The following is a 15,797-nucleotide window of genomic DNA, read 5'->3' as shown; positions in this document are numbered from 1 at the left end:
GGAGCCGTGCCTGGAAAATCAACTTTTGGGCCCGCCTGGCAGACGGAAACCGTGCCCATAAATTGCTCCGGGCACAATTGCGGGACAGCACGTTAAGTAATCTCTGGAGTTCTCATCCGCCTTTTCAGATCGACGGTAATTTTGGTGCAACGGCTGGTATTGCGGAAATGCTGCTGCAAAGTCACAGAGGTGAACTGCATTTGTTGCCAGCGCTGCCCGATGCGTGGGAGCACGGCAGGGTAACCGGCCTCAAGGCGCGGGGGAATCGTGAAGTCAGTATGGGATGGTCTGACGGGCGCCTTAATAAAGCGATTATTAAAACCTTCACAGACGGCGAAATCCGCATTCGTTGTGACAGTTTTGACGACAAGATTATAGTAACAGCTAACGGAAAACACGTTGCTTTTACTTCGCCTGAGCAGGGCGTCATTAGTTTCACCACCTCAGCGCAGCAGGAGTATGCCGTTTCTGCTGCTGAGTAACAACAATAGCCACGAAGAGGTGCATAGTGGCATGGTTCAACGCAACATGGACTTTTAAAATATGAAAACTACACATTCAGGACTTGAACAGTTTAAGCACGCAAAACTTACCGCTTTTCTACTGGCATCCTTAGGTTTGGCCTGTCCCGCCACGGGTCTGGCACAGACTGACTCTGAGGAAGAAGACAGTGAGGCACTTGAAGTTATAGAAGTAAAAGGCATGCGGGCCAGCGTCATTTCTGCTCAGGCAACAAAAATGAACTCCAATAAAATCATGGACGGGATCAGTGCCGATGACATCGGCGCACTGCCTGACCGCAGTATCACTGAAACTTTGCAAAGGGTGGCGGGTGTTGCTATCGACCGGTACATGTCGTTAGGTGATCCTGAACATTTCTCGGTGGAAGGTAATGGTGTGATTGTGCGCGGGCTTACCCAGGTCCGGTCGGAACTGAACGGACGGGGAACGTTCAGTGCTGACGGGGGCCGGACGCTGAGCTTTGGTGATGTGCCGCCTGAACTGTTAAATGCTGTGAATGTGTATAAAAGTCCGTCGGCGGATCAGATTGAAGGCGGCCTTGCCGGTACCATCGATCTGGAAACCCGTCTGCCTTTTCACCGCGACGGTCAGCAAATCGCGTTTGATATCAGTGCCAACTATGGTGATGTGATAAAAGAAACCAAGCCGGGCTATTCTTTTTTATATTCCAATAACTGGGATACCTCTGCCGGTAAAGTCGGCTTTTTGTTTGATATTGCCGTCTCTGAATTGTCTACCCGTAACGATTCCATGTACGTAAGACCTTTTTTCTACCGTGATGACATTGCCGGATACGAAGGGTCAACGGTCTATGTGCCCAGAGGTGCAGACTGGCGTACCATGTATTTTAACCGCGAACGTAACGGCGCTTATGCGGCCCTGCAATATGCTCCGTCTGAAAACCACGAATTTACCCTGACATACTTTTCCAGCGACTACGATATGCAGTGGAATGAGGATGCCATATTCGTAGATAACTGGCCCTATGGTGTGCAGGTGGAAAGCGGTGCACAGTTCAGTGACAGCGGTGTACTGGAAAAAGGACGGCTGGTACAGGATGGCGGTATTCCCATGGGGGCCGATGTCAGGGCCTCTTCCCAGCAGGCGAAAACGGAAGATATCGCGCTGCGTTACCGGTACGCCGGTGAGCAATTTCTGGTGGAAACGTCGCTGCAGCGGGTAAGTTCTGATTCTGCAGGGCTTGATAACACGGTGGCCACACAGATTAGCGTACCTTACATAGATGTCGATTTAACCGGCAGCTTGCCCACTGTGACATCAGATGCTTCTTATCTGGGAAACCCGGACAACTATGTCTGGAATTTCATCATGGATAATCAGTACGACCGTCAGGCGGATATGACTGCGGCAGATATTGATGTTCAGTACTTTTTATCTGACGGTTTCTTCGAAGCCGTGAAGTTTGGCGCCCGCTATAGCAAAACATCATCTGATAACGCCGATACCGGTTATAACTGGAGTCCGTTAGCACCAAGCTGGTTACAAGCTGCCATTGTGGAAGGGCAGGAGAATATTGTCCCTGATGTCAGTGAGCTGAACCTGAATTCCTTTGATAACTTCTTTGGTGGTGATGTGCCGGCGCCGGCAAACGTGTATGCACCTGATGCCAGTTTTGCGTTTGGTTATCCGCAGAGTTTTCAGGCGTTACAGGACCGGTTCGTGTATGCAGACTGGTCTGCCTGGGCGTACTGGAACCGCCGTGATTTAAATGATGATCAGTATACCAATGATCAGACAGAGGAAACGGCCGCCGCCTATGTGATGCTCGACTTCTTTACTGACGCACTGGGCAAACCCGTGTCGGGCAATGTGGGTGTGCGTTACGTTAAAACCGAAAATACCGCTCATGGTTATCTGCAATATCCGAACAATGCGCTGTTTGGCAACGGTGCTTTCACCGCCTTGGATGCGGAGCATGATTACAGTAACTGGCTTCCCAGCTTAAACGTAAAAGTAGAACTGACCGATGATTTGCTGCTGCGTTTTGCTGCCGCCAAAGCGATGGCGCGGCCAAATTTTGCAGATTTAGGTGCCAATATTGTACTGAACGCGAATTTATCCAGTGCAGGAGAGGCCAGCCAGAATGCCGGCAATCCGCCTAAAGTGGAAGATTACGTGCTGACACTGGACTCCACACAAAATCCGTATCTCGACCCTATGGAGTCCAACCAGTTTGATGTGTCTCTGGAATGGTATTACGCCGAAGACAGTTCTGCTTATGTGGCATTGTTTACTAAGGATATTTCCGGCTATCAGGTGCCCCAATTGTCTCAGGTTGAATTTGGTGGTTATACCTATAATGCCAGGTGGCCAGTTAGCAGTGCTGATGCTGAAATCACGGGTGTCGAGCTTTCTCTGAACCACTTTTTCTCTTCACTTCCTGCACCTTTTGACGGTTTCGGCGTGCAAATGAACTACACCTGGATAGACAGTGAAATTGATGCTGATTCAAGCTCTCAGCCGGTGGATACAGACGGTTCAGGCTACGAGGATATGCCATTCAGAGGCTTGTCAGAAAATGCGGTAAACCTGGTATTAATGTACGAGAAAGGTCCGTTTTCCGCGCGCCTGGCCTACAACTGGCGGGATGAATTCCTGATTGCAACTAATGCAAATGGTTTCACCGGCACGGAAAATGGCATCACTTATGGCTTGCCGCTGTTCAATGCGGCGACTGCTTACCTGGACGGCTCTGTGACATATCGTATCAACGACAATTACGCGGTGGTTCTGGAAGCGAACAATCTCAATGATGCGGTGACCAAAAATGAGATGCGTCAGAACGGCCCGGGTAATCACTACAGTGCTTATCACGTCAACGATATCCGTTATGCGCTGTCTCTGCGGGGCAATTTCTAGTACCCGCGCGTATCGCACTGCACCGGCTTTATATTGGTATTACCTGCCGGTGCAGTGCAACGCTTTTCCCAACCCTGAATTGATATTTGGACACTATGAAAATCTATTATTTTGCAGGTCTTCTTCTTTGTGCAATGTGTACGCTAAGTGCCTGCCAGAATGCGGGGGTAAAGCCCGCCGCAGCTTCTCAATCCCGGCACGACTTACCTCAAGTGGTCACTCAAAACGGCCGCCATGCCTTTCTCGTCGATGGTAAGCCTTTTCTGATGCTGGGTGCGCAAACGAATAATTCCGCTAACTATCCTGCAGCGCTGGATAAAGTGTGGCCGGTTGTTGATGCCATGCATGCTAACACCCTGGGTATTCCGGTGGCGTGGGAGCAAATCGAACCGGAAGAAGGACATTTCGACTTCAGCTACCTTGATGTCCTGATCCGCCAGGCCGCAGAACGGGAAGTGAAAGTGGTATTGCTGTGGTTTGCCACCTGGAAAAACAACGCGCCTCATTACGCGCCGGCCTGGATCAAACTGAATAATCAGCGTTTCCCCAGAGTGATCACACGCGACGGGCGAACCCTGAACTCTCTGTCGCCTCACGGCGAACAGACGCTGGCCGCTGACAAGCGCGCCTTTGAAGCCTTGATGACATATTTGCGTGATAATGATCCGGCTCATCAGGTCATCATGGTACAGGTGCAAAATGAAACCGGCACCTACGGCTCAAAACGTGATTACTCCCCGTTGGCAAATTCTCTTTTTAAACAGCCTGTCCCTGACACTTTACTGGCCCGGATGAACAAACAGCCGGGTACATGGGCTGAGGTATTCGGTGATGACGCTGATGAAATCTTTCATGCCTGGTCTATTGCCCGTTATGTCGATGAGATTGCACAGGCCGGTAAAGCAATTAAACCTTTGCCGATGAACGTTAATGTGGCGCTGAGAAATCCTTTCAATCCCGGCTCGGGCTATTCCATGGGCGGTCCTACAGACAATGTTATCGACGTCTGGAAAGCCGGCGCCCCGCACATCGATATGATTTCGCCAGATATTTATTTTCGTGACCATAAAACGGTAAAACGGGTGCTGGAATTGTACAGCCGTGAAGATAACCCCTTGTTTGTAGCGGAGATTGGCAACGACCAGCCCTATGCCCGCTACTTTTTCAGTACCCTGGGGCATCAGGGGTTCGGGTTTGCGCCATTCGGCATGGACTACACCGGTTATGCCAATTATCCCCTCGGCGCGAAAACGGTTAACGACGACACCATCGCTCCTTTTGCTGAAATATACGGGCTGATGCAGTCATGGTCCGGCGTATGGGCAACGCTCAGCCTCGAGCATCAGGTTTGGGGAGTCGCAGAGCCTCACGACTCGTCAAAAGATGAAAAAGTGTGGAATGCCAATGTGTCGCAAGCAAAAGGGGAGTCTCCCGCTTACAGTCAACTGTTGGATCTCGGAAACTGGGATGCAGAAGTTTCCTACGGACGACCTATGTTCTGGATTGACCCGCCTGCAGGAAATCATCCGGCTTCCGGCGGCGCACTTATCGCTAAATTATCCGACGATGAGTTTTTAGTGACTGCGCTGCGTGCACGGGTCACCTTTACACCGTCAAAAGAAATCGCATCACTCCCTGTAATGATTGAAAGGGTGGAAGAAGGCCATTTTGATGATCAAGGTAACTGGATATTTGAACGCGTCTGGAATGGCGATCAAACTGACTGGGGACTTAACTTCAACGATGAGCCGCATATTCTCAAAGTAAAAATGACCACCTGGCAAGAATGAATACCTTGCAACTATGAACAAAGGTAAAAGGAATAACACCATGAAAAAAATCCATCGAATTGCAGCCAGTGTGGCCGTTGCGTTAATGTCAGCAACCGTACTCAGTGGCTGCGAAAACAGCACCGGCAGTGCTGAAGTTATTCAAGCGGGAAGCTATCAGGCGACAGAACACGGCCTGCTTGTTTTGCCTGCTCAGGGGCAGGCTAAAGCCGTGCGCCTACAAGTATTTGATGAAGGAATCATTCGCGTCACGGCGCTGCCACATGACGATTTCAGTCGGGTTGCAGAGAGCCTGATGGTGACTGCCTCTGCGGGGAATACCCCTTACGATATCAAAGAATCCGCCGGTGCGGTGATATTGTCTACACCCGCTATGACAGCCTCAGTATCGCTGACTGACGGTAATCTGGTGGTAAAAAACCGTGCCGGAGAGGTATTGCTTGAGAGTGTGAACAGCGGCGAATTTGCGCCGGTGACCGCCGATCCTGCCGGTGCCGATAAGTACAATTTCGCTATTCACCAGCAGTGGAATACTGGTTCAGATGAGGGTTTTTACGGGTTAGGGCAGCATCAGGATGGCCGTATTAATCATGCCGGAGATAATGTTGAGCTGAGCACCCATAACCTGCAAATCTCGATTCCCTTTGTTGTCTCTACCAAACATTACGGGATTTTATGGGACAACGCCGCCATTACACGGTTCGGAAATCCGGTGGAGTCAGCGCCGCTGAACGCAGGCTTTACGCTTTATGATGAAGACGGCAACGCCGGGGGATTAACCGCGTATTACTACGATAGAGATAAATTGCTGCTTAAACGCACAGAAGCCGATCTTGATTATCAGTTTCTTGCTCACAATACCACCCGGGAAATACCATTTCCTGCAGAGCTTGGTGATGTCAGCCAGCCCCGGGTCGTATGGAAAGGGCAGATAAGCGCGAAGCAAAGCGGACTTCACAAGTTCCGTATGTACTCCAGTGGCTATGCCAAACTGACCATAAACGGTGAAAAGCTGCTGGACCGGTGGCGAATGAACTGGAATCCCTGGTTTCACAATACTGAAATGATGCTCACCGCCGGTGAAAAGGTGGACATTGAAGTCGACTGGGATTCGCAGGGTGGATACTTCCGTCTGTTACACAATAATCCTCAGTCGAAGGCCGACGAGAACAGCTTGTCGCTGGCATCAGAAACCGGAAAGTCGCTGGACTATTACATTGTAGCCGGTGACGACACCGACGAGGTAATAAGCGGTTACCGCAAACTTACCGGCAAAGCCGTGATGCTGCCCAAATGGGCCTATGGATTCTGGCAAAGTCGTGAACGTTACAAAACGCAGGATGAACTGTTAGGGGCGCTGAAAACCTACCGTGAAAAGCAGATCCCCATTGATAATATTGTGCTCGACTGGTCTTACTGGCCGGAAGATGCATGGGGAAGCCATAAGTTCGATTTGGCCCGTTTCCCCGATCCTAAAGGCATGATAGACGAAGTTCATGCACTAAATGCCAATATTATGATTTCCGTCTGGCCGAAATTCTACAGCACAACTGACAATTACAAAGAGCTGAATGCCAAAGGCTACATGCTGAATAAGAACGTGGATCAGGAGGGCAATCTGGACTGGATTGGGGAGGGTTATCTGAACGGGTTTTACGACCCTTACCCTGAAGAATCACAGGCAATTTTCTGGCGGCAATTAGACGAAAATTTGAATGTGCTCGGTATTGATGCCTGGTGGCTGGACGCATCCGAGCCGGACATCCATTCGAACCTGTCGTATACCAAACGAAAAGAAATCATGACGCCGTTACCGATAGGTTCAGGTGCTGAGTATTTTAACTCCTATGCGCTGGCAAACGCAGAAGGCGTGTATGAAGGTGAGCGGCAGTCAGACCCTGACAAGCGTAGTTTTATTCTTACCCGCAGCGGGTTCGGCGGCATTCAGCGTACGGGCAGTGCAATCTGGAGCGGAGACACCGTGCCGCGGTGGTCAAATCTTAAAGAGCAGATTGCTGCTGGTGTAGGTACAGGATTGTCCGGTATGCCGAACTGGACCATGGATATCGGTGGCTTCACACCGGAAGATCACTATCGTTACAACGGCGATGTGGTTGTGGGTCACTACAGTGAAATGGCTGAACAATATCAGCAGGAATGGCAGGAGCTGAATATGCGCTGGTTCCAGTTCGGCGCATTTGTGCCGCTGTTCCGCTCCCATGGTCAAAACCCTTTCAGGGAAGTGTTTAATCTGGCCGATGAAGGATCGGAAGTGTATAACGCACTGATATCCACCATCGAATTACGCTACCGTCTGATGCCTTATATTTATTCGCAGGCAGGGGACATGTTCCATAAAGACGGTACCTTAATGCGCGGTCTGGTGATGGACTTCCCTGAAGATGAAAAAGCGCAGGATATCGATGATGCCTACATGTTCGGGCCGGCCATTCTGGTTAACCCTGTGTATGAGTACAAGGCGCGGGAACGGGATGTTTATCTGCCCGCAGGCGTAAGCTGGTACGACTTTTACTCCGGTGAAACGTATCAGGGAGGGCAAACGATTAATGCCAGTGCGCCGTTAACGCAAATGCCGCTATACGTAAAAGCCGGATCAATTATTCCGGCGGGTGAAGCCATTCAATATGTTTACGATAAGCCGGATGGCGACTATACCATAAACGTATTTACCGGTGCTGACGGCGAATTTGAACTCTATCACGACGACGGCAAGTCATACGACTACGAGAACGGGGCGTATTCGTACACCCGCATTGAGTATGATGACAGTGAAGGTAAGCTCACCATCGGCAAACGTGAAGGGCAGTTTGATAATATGGTCACTTCCCGTACCTGGCATGTCAGGTTTATTTCCGAAGGTGAAACCCTATTAAATTACGAAGCGAAGCCGGACGTCACTGTCACTTATTCCGGTGATGCCCTTACTGTGGAACGGACGAAGTAACCATGCGGACGTTAATTTGTCTTAGCGGGGTACTGCTCCTTTGTGCCTGTGCGGCGCAAAGGAGTGCCGACACCCATGAAGTACCGGAAGAAGTCACTTTTTCGTTATCCGATTTGCAAATAAAAAACGGCGGTGAGAGCGTGGCGGTGTCCGGCCTCACCACTGAGATCCCCGGAGTGACCGTTACACAGGAAAGTAGCCATCCGGCCGGACAGCCGGTGAGCAGGATCGTGTTTACTGAAGCCTGGGAGGGACGGGCTTATCTTAAAGTGAATAGCCCTGTTAACCTGAATCTGATACATCAACCGGAAGCGGCAGCATTGACGTTTGACTTAAGGGTAGACGATGTCAACAAGGCCGGGTTGCAGGCGGGCATAGATTGTGGTGAGAACTGCCACTATGTCGTCGATTTATGGCCTGATGCAGTAAAATGGCAAGGTGCAGGATGGCAGCACGTTAGCATCCCGGTTAAGTGTTTTTCCGGCAAATTTGCCGACTTTTCTAATGTGAGCGAGCCTTTCAAACTATTCTTTTACGGTTCCGGTGATATTGCCGTATCAGGGGTGAAAATTACCACGAATGAGCCGGGAAATATCCTGTGTCCGGATCAGGATACCCAAAGTATTACGCCGGCCCCGCTGCGGGCATTCTGGGCTGATGACTGGTGGATGAAGCGCCATCACCAGAAACTGGCAGAAAAGCAGATGATCCGGCCAGAGGTTGTGCTCATTGGCGACTCAATTACCCATGGCTGGGAAGACAAGGGCGCAACGGTTTGGAAAGCGTATTTTCCGGATGTTCCCACGTTAAATCTGGGCTTCGGCGGCGACAGAACCGAAAATGTGCTCTGGCGCATTGAACAGGGTGAATTAGACGGCCTGTCGCCGGCCATCACGGTTGTGATGATCGGCACCAACAATACGGGGCACCGGATGGATCCGCCGGAACATATTGCCCGTGGTGTAAGTAACATTATTGACCGGATAAAACAGAAAATGCCGGACAGTGCTGTCTTGCTTACCGGCATATTTCCCAGGGGAGAAAATGCCATGTCTCCCGAACGGATTAATAATCAGAAAACAAACCGTCTTCTGGCACATATTGCAAAAGAAAAAGGCGTTTTCTACACCAATATCAACGATGTTTTTTTGAGCGGAGACGAAATATTAAGCAAAGATATTATGCCCGATTTACTCCACCCGAATGAAGCCGGATACCGGCTTTGGGCACAGGCGCTTGTTCCCTGGTTTTCTGCGCTGAAAAAGGAAAATTTGGACAAATAACGATAAGAGAAACACGGTTTTGTGCTAAAATTCGGGTTTTGCAGGTTTCCAGCTAATTCCGGATAACTATCTGAATTATGAAAACAAAACTGAACGATCTTATTGCTTTTACCGCCGTTGCCGAGGAAGAAAGTTTTACCCGTGCAGCGGCGCGTTTATCAGTCTCTCAATCTGCGTTAAGTCATACCATTAAGGGGCTTGAAGAAAGGCTGGGTTTACGTCTGCTTACCCGCACAACCCGCAGTGTGTCCCTCACTGAAATCGGCAAAAAATTGTACGATTCCGTGGCGCCCAGGTTACTCGAAATTGAGAACGAACTGGATTCACTGAATGCCCTGAAAGATAAGCCGGCCGGTACCATCAGAATTTCAGCCGCAGAACATGCGGCCCGCACCGTCATCTGGCCCAAAGTCCGCAGTTTTATGGTGAAGTATCCGGATATCAATATCGAACTTTCCATTGATTATTCTCTGACTGACATTGTGGCGGAAAAATATGATGCGGGTGTCCGCCTGGGAGAAAGTGTTGAAAAAGACATGATTGCGGTGAGCATCTCGCCGCCGCTTCGCATGGCGGTGGTGGCCACACCGGAATACTTCGAAAAAGCGGGAAAACCTGCTGAACCCCGCCACCTGTCAGAACACAACTGTATTAATTTACGTTTGCCAACCTACGGACGGCTGCTGGTGTGGGACTTTGAAAAAGATGGCCACGACGTAAACGTGCGGGTTGAGGGGCAATTTACCTCAAACAAAACCACCTTCATTCATGATGCTGTGTTAGCGGGAGTGGGTATTGCCTATTTGCCGGAAGGCATGGTGCTGGAAGATATCAAAGCTGGCCGGCTGGAACGTATTTTAGATGAATGGTGTGATGAATTCCCGGGCTACTATCTCTATTTCCCCAACCGGAGTCAGTATTCTCCGGCATTTTCTCTGTTTGTCGAAGCGATGAGAGAAAAGCCGGAGTAAACCGGCTTACTTATCAGTTAAGGCAGCGTCATCAGGGCGCATACCCACCAGTTCGATACCTGCAAATTGCCGTCTGAAATCTGCCATTTCTGCGTCGGAAAACCGGGTGTGTATTGCACCAATGTCTTCTTCCAGGTGATGCAATTTTGTGGTGCCGGGAATAGGCACAATAAAGGGTTTTACTGATAATAACCAGGCAATGGCAAACTGCGCAGGGGACATGTTGCGCTCAACTGCCCGTTGCCTGATCATATCGAGTAATTCCCGGTTTTTGACCATTGCTTCCGGGGTAAAGTAAGGGACAGAAGCAAAGCGGGAATCGTCAGAAAAACGGCTGTATTCATTAAACTTATCTGCGAGGAAGCCGCGGGTGACTGAGCCCCAGGGAACAAAACCCACACCTAACTCTTCGCAGGTAGTCAGCACCTGATTTTCTACAGAACGCTCCATAATGGAATACTCACTTTGTACCGCAGTAACCGTGAATTCCTTATGCGCTTTTCTTAATGTAGCAGGAGAGACCTCTGATAAACCAAAGTGACGGGCTTTACCTTCCTTCACCAGTTCAGCCACTGTGCCAGCCACCTCTTCCACGGGGACGTTGGGGTCGACACGGTGCAGGTACAGTAAATCAATGTAGTCTGTTCTGAGGCGTTTTAACATGCCGTCTACGGTCTTACGGATTGATTCCGGTCTGGCGTCACGTCCGGCACGCTGTCCGTTCTCATCAAATTTAAAGCCCATCTTGCTGGCCAGCACCACTTTATCGCGGATGGGTTGCAGAGCTTCACCGACAATGGTTTCGTTGGTAAAAGGACCGTACACCTCAGCAGTATCAAAAAATGTCACGCCCCGCTCAAAAGCGCCTCTGATAACAGGAACCATTTCTTTTGCCGTGCGGGGAGGGTTGTAACTGCCACTGGACATGCTCATGCAGCCTAATCCGATTGGCGATACCTTTAATTTACCCAACATGCGGTGATTTTCACCAACAGTGGTATTACATGATGCAGGCGCGTTTACCGGCGACGCCTGAGAAGGCTGAATGCCAGAGGTAAGAGATGCCGCAATGCCCGCTGTGGCCATCGACGCGGTTCTCATAAATTGGCGACGACCTGTGTTCTCTGGTTTAACCGCGTTATCTGACATCATGACTCCTGTATTAAGACGTTTCACAAATTGTTAACTACACTAGCGTGTACCGGTTTGAAGTATTAGTGATGAATTGTGAAAGCAGTAATGAATTTTTCAGATTAATCCGTCTGAACCCTCAGAAGAGTAACGTGACAGGAGCGTATTTTATTCATGAGCTTTATTCATTAACTCATGCCATTAATATCAATTGAGACCGTGACACAAAGCAGTAAATTGTTAACAACAGGTTACCACCACAAAAATGAGGTTTTTATGCCTACCTATCAAATCAACGTAAATGGTGCGTCCAGAGAAGTGGATGCTGACGCAGACACCCCTTTACTCTGGGTTTTGAGAGACGACCTGGACTTGCACGGCACCAAGTTCGGTTGCGGTATGGCGATGTGTGGTGCCTGCACTGTTCATGTGGGGGGGAATGCTGTCCGCTCATGCTCTGTGCCGGTTTCTGCCGTAGGCAGTAATGCTGTCACCACCATTGAAGGGTTGTCAGAGAAAGGCGATCACCCGTTGCAAATTGCCTGGGTAGAGCAGGATGTTGCCCAGTGCGGGTATTGTCAGACCGGACAGATCATGAATGCAGCCGCACTGTTAAAACGTAACCCGAATCCTTCCGATGAAGAAATAGACAGTGCTATGTCGGGGAACATTTGCCGTTGCGGTACTTATCTGCGGATTAAAGAAGCCATTAAAACCGCCGCAAAAGCGTAAGGAGCCTGTTATGTCAGAAAACATTATGTCTAAAACGGGCCGGCGGTTATTCCGTACCTCAATGGGGCGCCGTCAATTTCTTAAAGCCTCTGTGGCAGCCTCAGGCGGCCTGATGATTAATTTCAGCTGGCTGGGCACTGCACAGGCGCAAACAGCCACAGATGCTCAACCTGTGCGTTTAAATGCCTATATTCTTGTCTCACTGGACGGCGGTATTACCGCTATGGTCCCGAATCCGGAGTTTGGCCAGAACGTGATGACATCAATGCCCATGATCCTGGCTGAGGAAATGGACGCAAACTGGGAAGATATTACTGCGAAAACAGCGGATTACAGCCCTGATGATTATCAGCGCCAGTTTACCGGTGGCAGCCAGTCCATCCGGCAGGGATGGCAAAGCTTGCGTATGGCCGGCGCGGGTGCAAAGACACTCCTGTTGATGGCGGCCGCCGCGAAGTGGCAAGTGCCTGTTGCCTCACTGACAGCCAAAAATAGCGTGGTATCCGGTCCCGGCGGAAAGTCAGCAACCTTTGCAGAACTGGCGCAGGACGCCGCATTACTGACTTTACCAGAAGAAATTGCCCTGAAAGCACCTGAAGATTTTTCCATTGTCGGTCAGTCGAAAACCAATCTGGAAGGGCATAAAGTGGTCACCGGCCAGCCATTGTTTGGTATTGACTATAAAACAGAAGGGACGTTAATTGCCGGTTTAGTCCACCCGCCTGCGTTTGGTAAAACCCTGGACAGCGCGGATCTGGAAACCATTAAGACCATGCCCGGCATTATGGATGCGTTTGTGTTTGATGCCATGGAGCCGGATTACACCCGCAATTATTTTGATACCACGGCGTTTACCAAACTCATTGCTATTATGGGTGAGAAAACATGGCAGGTATTAAAAGCGAAAAAAGCCTTGCAGGTTAAGTGGAAAACCTTCGACAGCTATTCAGAGAAAATGGATCGTTTCGGTACACTCGTAGATATGGCTATTCCAGGCGGACTGGAAAGCACGGCGTCCCATCGTGAAAAAATGGAAGCCCTGTTAGCGTCTGATTTGCCGGTATTACGGCAGGATGGCGATACGGCAGCTGCACTTGCAAACAATGAAAAAGTCATAGAGCGTACTTACTATGCGCCTTATCTGGCTCACAATACTATGGAGCCAATGAATTTCTATGCCAATGTGACTGATGACGGTGTCCACGTAGCGGGCCCGCTGCAAGCCCCCGGCTTTATCGTCAACTCCGTGGCCAGCCGGTTAAATGTGCCGCCGGGCAAAGTGCGTATCGAAATGACCCGGATGGGCGGTGGATTCGGGCGTCGTGCCTATTCACATTATCTGGTAGAAGCGGCGGCTATTTCAGCCAGAATGAAAAAGCCGGTGAAGCTGATGTATACCCGGGAAGATGACATGACCATGGGCATTTACCGGCCAACCTACATGGCACGTTTCAAAGCGGCGCTGGATGAAAATAATCAGTTAATTGCTTATCAGGTCGACGGGGTGGGCGTGCCTGAGCATTCTGTTCACGCAGACCGGTTCCCGGCAGGCGCGGTACCCAATTATCTGGCCCGTGGTGATGCGGTACAGTCGAATATTACTACCGGTGCATTCCGGGCACCGCGTTCTAATTTCATGGGGGCATCTGAGCAGGCGTTTCTTGACGAAGTGGCAGAACTTGCCGGCGCAGATCCCATTGATTTCAGGCTGGCACTGTTTGAGAAAGCCATATCGTCACCGGTGGGCGAGCACAATGATTACGATGCAGCCCGTTATGCCGGCGTGTTAAAGCAGGTGCGGGAGCAATCCGGCTGGGATACGTTACCGGCATCGGTGAAAAAAGGGGTCGGCGCTTATTATTGCCACAACTCCTATGCTGCACACGTTGTTACTGTGACTGAGAAGAACGGCTCGCCACGGGCTGATAAAGTGTTCAGTTGTGTGGATTGCGGCATTGTGGTGAATCCCATAGCGGCATCTAACATGGTGCAGGGCGCGGTTATCGACGGTATCGGTAATGCGATGTTTGGGGAAATGACGTTTACAGACGGTCAGGCGGATAAGGACAATTTTAACCGCTACCGCATGATCAGAATGAACGAAACTCCTTCATCCGTTGATGTCAGCTTTGTGAAAAGTCATACCGATCCAACCGGTTTAGGTGAACCGCCGTTCCCGCCAATTTTTGCTGCACTGGCTAACGCCTTGTATCAGCACACCGGCGAACGGTTCTATGAGCAGCCTTTTGTGCATAAGCTTGAATTACTGAAAGCCTGATAAGTAAACGCCCGCTGAAATGCGGGCGTTTTGCTTTATTGCGCTTTGAACCATTTAGCAATGACCTGACGTTCTTCGTCTGTCATGCCGGTTTTATTCATAAAGGGCATGTCTTTACTAACGGCTGAGCGCTGATAAATTTGCGGCGCATAACGCTTAATATCCTGCCAGCTGTCAAATTTCACTCCCAGTGGCGCAACCTTGAAAATATCATCTGTCGGGCTCGCAGCATGGCAACTTGTGCAATGCGTGGTGATAAGCGTCTGAACGGCTTTGTCATCAGCAGACAATGCCGTCTGGTCATTCTGTGGCGCTGAAGCCGCTGCCGTGCTTTCCTGCTGGGTGACGGGCATAGATACCCAAATTGCCAGTAACAACATGCCCGCCGCACCGGATACCAGAATAGACGGCTTTTTAATGTCCTGATGTTTCAAATTAAAAAAGTGTCTTATCCAGGCAGACAGGGCCATGATAGCAATGAGTACCAGCCAGTTTTGCGGATGCTGATATGTCATCGGATAGTGGTTGCTGATCATAATGAACAGTAACGGCAACGTCAGGTAGTTGTTGTGCACAGAGCGTAATTTTGCGCTGGCGCCCCAGGCCGGGTCGATTTCACCTTTTGCTGCCACCGCTGCCACCATTTTTCGCTGATTAGGCATGATGTTTAAAAATACATTTGCCACCATGATGGTGCCCACCAGTGCGCCTACATGAATATAAGCGCCACGGCCACTGAACAGCTGGGTGGTCAGCCAGCTGGCAATGCAAATCATCATGATTAAAAACAATGCAAACAGTTTGGGCGATTTAGCCAGCGGACTGCGGCATGCCAGTTCATACAAGGCCAGCCCGCCAAAAATGATCCCGAGGCCCGACAAAATGGCCGTTTGCGGACTCAGGGCATTTACGGACGGATCGATAAGATAGGCAGACGCGCCGAAGTAATAAACGATGATGAGCAGGGCAAAGCCACTTAACCAGGTAGTATAGGCTTCCCATTTAAACCAGTGTAATGTCGCAGGCATGCTTTCCGGGCCATAGGCATATTTAGCGACTTCATAAAAGCCGCCGCCATGTATCGCCCAGAGATCGCCCTTAATACCTTTTTCCTGCTTCCATTCAGGCGGTGTGCGTAAGCTGTTATCTAACCAGATAAAATAAAACGATGCGCCAATCCAGGCAACACCTGCAATCACGTGAAACCAGCGGACAAAAAGGGATAACCAGTCGAGTCCTTCCATA

Annotated in this window: 10 protein-coding genes; 8 read left to right on the top strand and 2 right to left on the bottom strand. The window is 50.1% G+C overall.

Annotated elements, in window-relative coordinates:
• From AC4PME_RS12255 to AC4PME_RS12230, 6 genes are all read left to right on the top strand, one after another.
• Nucleotides 1–482: glycoside hydrolase family 95-like protein (locus tag AC4PME_RS12255; protein WP_491529618.1), on the top strand; the 482-nt coding region annotated here is incomplete at its 5' end.
• Between the two features lie 61 nt (nucleotides 483–543).
• Nucleotides 544–3,402 carry a TonB-dependent receptor gene (locus AC4PME_RS12250; RefSeq protein WP_119501630.1) on the top strand — a complete coding sequence of 953 codons (2,859 nt, stop codon included), beginning with the start codon at nucleotides 544–546 and terminating at the stop codon, nucleotides 3,400–3,402.
• A 134-nt stretch (nucleotides 3,403–3,536) separates the two neighbouring features.
• A complete protein-coding gene (locus AC4PME_RS12245) occupies nucleotides 3,537–5,192 on the top strand; it encodes a DUF5597 domain-containing protein (RefSeq protein WP_119501629.1) in 1,656 nt (551 codons plus the stop codon).
• Between the two features lie 40 nt (nucleotides 5,193–5,232).
• The gene (locus tag AC4PME_RS12240) at nucleotides 5,233–8,157 is read left to right on the top strand and encodes a glycoside hydrolase family 31 protein (RefSeq protein ID WP_119501628.1); all 2,925 of its coding nucleotides are present in this window, start codon (nucleotides 5,233–5,235) and stop codon (nucleotides 8,155–8,157) included.
• A 2-nt stretch (nucleotides 8,158–8,159) separates the two neighbouring features.
• Nucleotides 8,160–9,440: a GDSL-type esterase/lipase family protein gene (locus tag AC4PME_RS12235; RefSeq protein ID WP_491045558.1), complete on the top strand. Its 1,281-nt coding sequence runs from the start codon at nucleotides 8,160–8,162 to the stop codon at nucleotides 9,438–9,440.
• A 77-nt stretch (nucleotides 9,441–9,517) separates the two neighbouring features.
• On the top strand, nucleotides 9,518–10,411 hold the full coding sequence (locus tag AC4PME_RS12230) for a LysR family transcriptional regulator (protein ID WP_491045557.1): 894 nt from the start codon (nucleotides 9,518–9,520) through the stop codon (nucleotides 10,409–10,411).
• A gap of 6 nt (nucleotides 10,412–10,417) precedes the next feature.
• On the opposite strand, the gene AC4PME_RS12225 is transcribed toward AC4PME_RS12230, so the two are convergent.
• Complete coding sequence (locus AC4PME_RS12225; RefSeq protein WP_491226077.1) at nucleotides 10,418–11,563, bottom strand: aldo/keto reductase; 1,146 nt, start codon at nucleotides 11,561–11,563, stop codon at nucleotides 10,418–10,420.
• Nucleotides 11,564–11,818: 255 nt separating this feature from the next.
• Between AC4PME_RS12225 and AC4PME_RS12220 the strand changes: the two genes are divergently transcribed.
• Both AC4PME_RS12220 and AC4PME_RS12215 read left to right on the top strand, forming a co-directional pair.
• Nucleotides 11,819–12,274 (top strand): (2Fe-2S)-binding protein, encoded by a 456-nt coding sequence (locus AC4PME_RS12220; protein ID WP_491045555.1) that lies wholly within the window; start codon nucleotides 11,819–11,821, stop codon nucleotides 12,272–12,274.
• A 10-nt stretch (nucleotides 12,275–12,284) separates the two neighbouring features.
• Nucleotides 12,285–14,552: a xanthine dehydrogenase family protein molybdopterin-binding subunit gene (locus AC4PME_RS12215; protein WP_491045554.1), complete on the top strand. Its 2,268-nt coding sequence runs from the start codon at nucleotides 12,285–12,287 to the stop codon at nucleotides 14,550–14,552.
• A gap of 35 nt (nucleotides 14,553–14,587) precedes the next feature.
• Here AC4PME_RS12215 and AC4PME_RS12210 read toward each other — a convergent pair whose 3' ends face one another.
• Nucleotides 14,588–15,796, bottom strand: coding sequence for a urate hydroxylase PuuD (locus tag AC4PME_RS12210; RefSeq protein WP_491045553.1), 1,209 nt, complete (start codon nucleotides 15,794–15,796; stop codon nucleotides 14,588–14,590).
• Between the last annotated feature and the right edge of the window lies 1 nt (nucleotide 15,797).

The organism is Alteromonas sp. (assembly GCF_984505615.1).
Note: the sequence above shows the minus strand (reverse complement) of the source record. Positions and strands in the feature narration are given on the sequence as shown.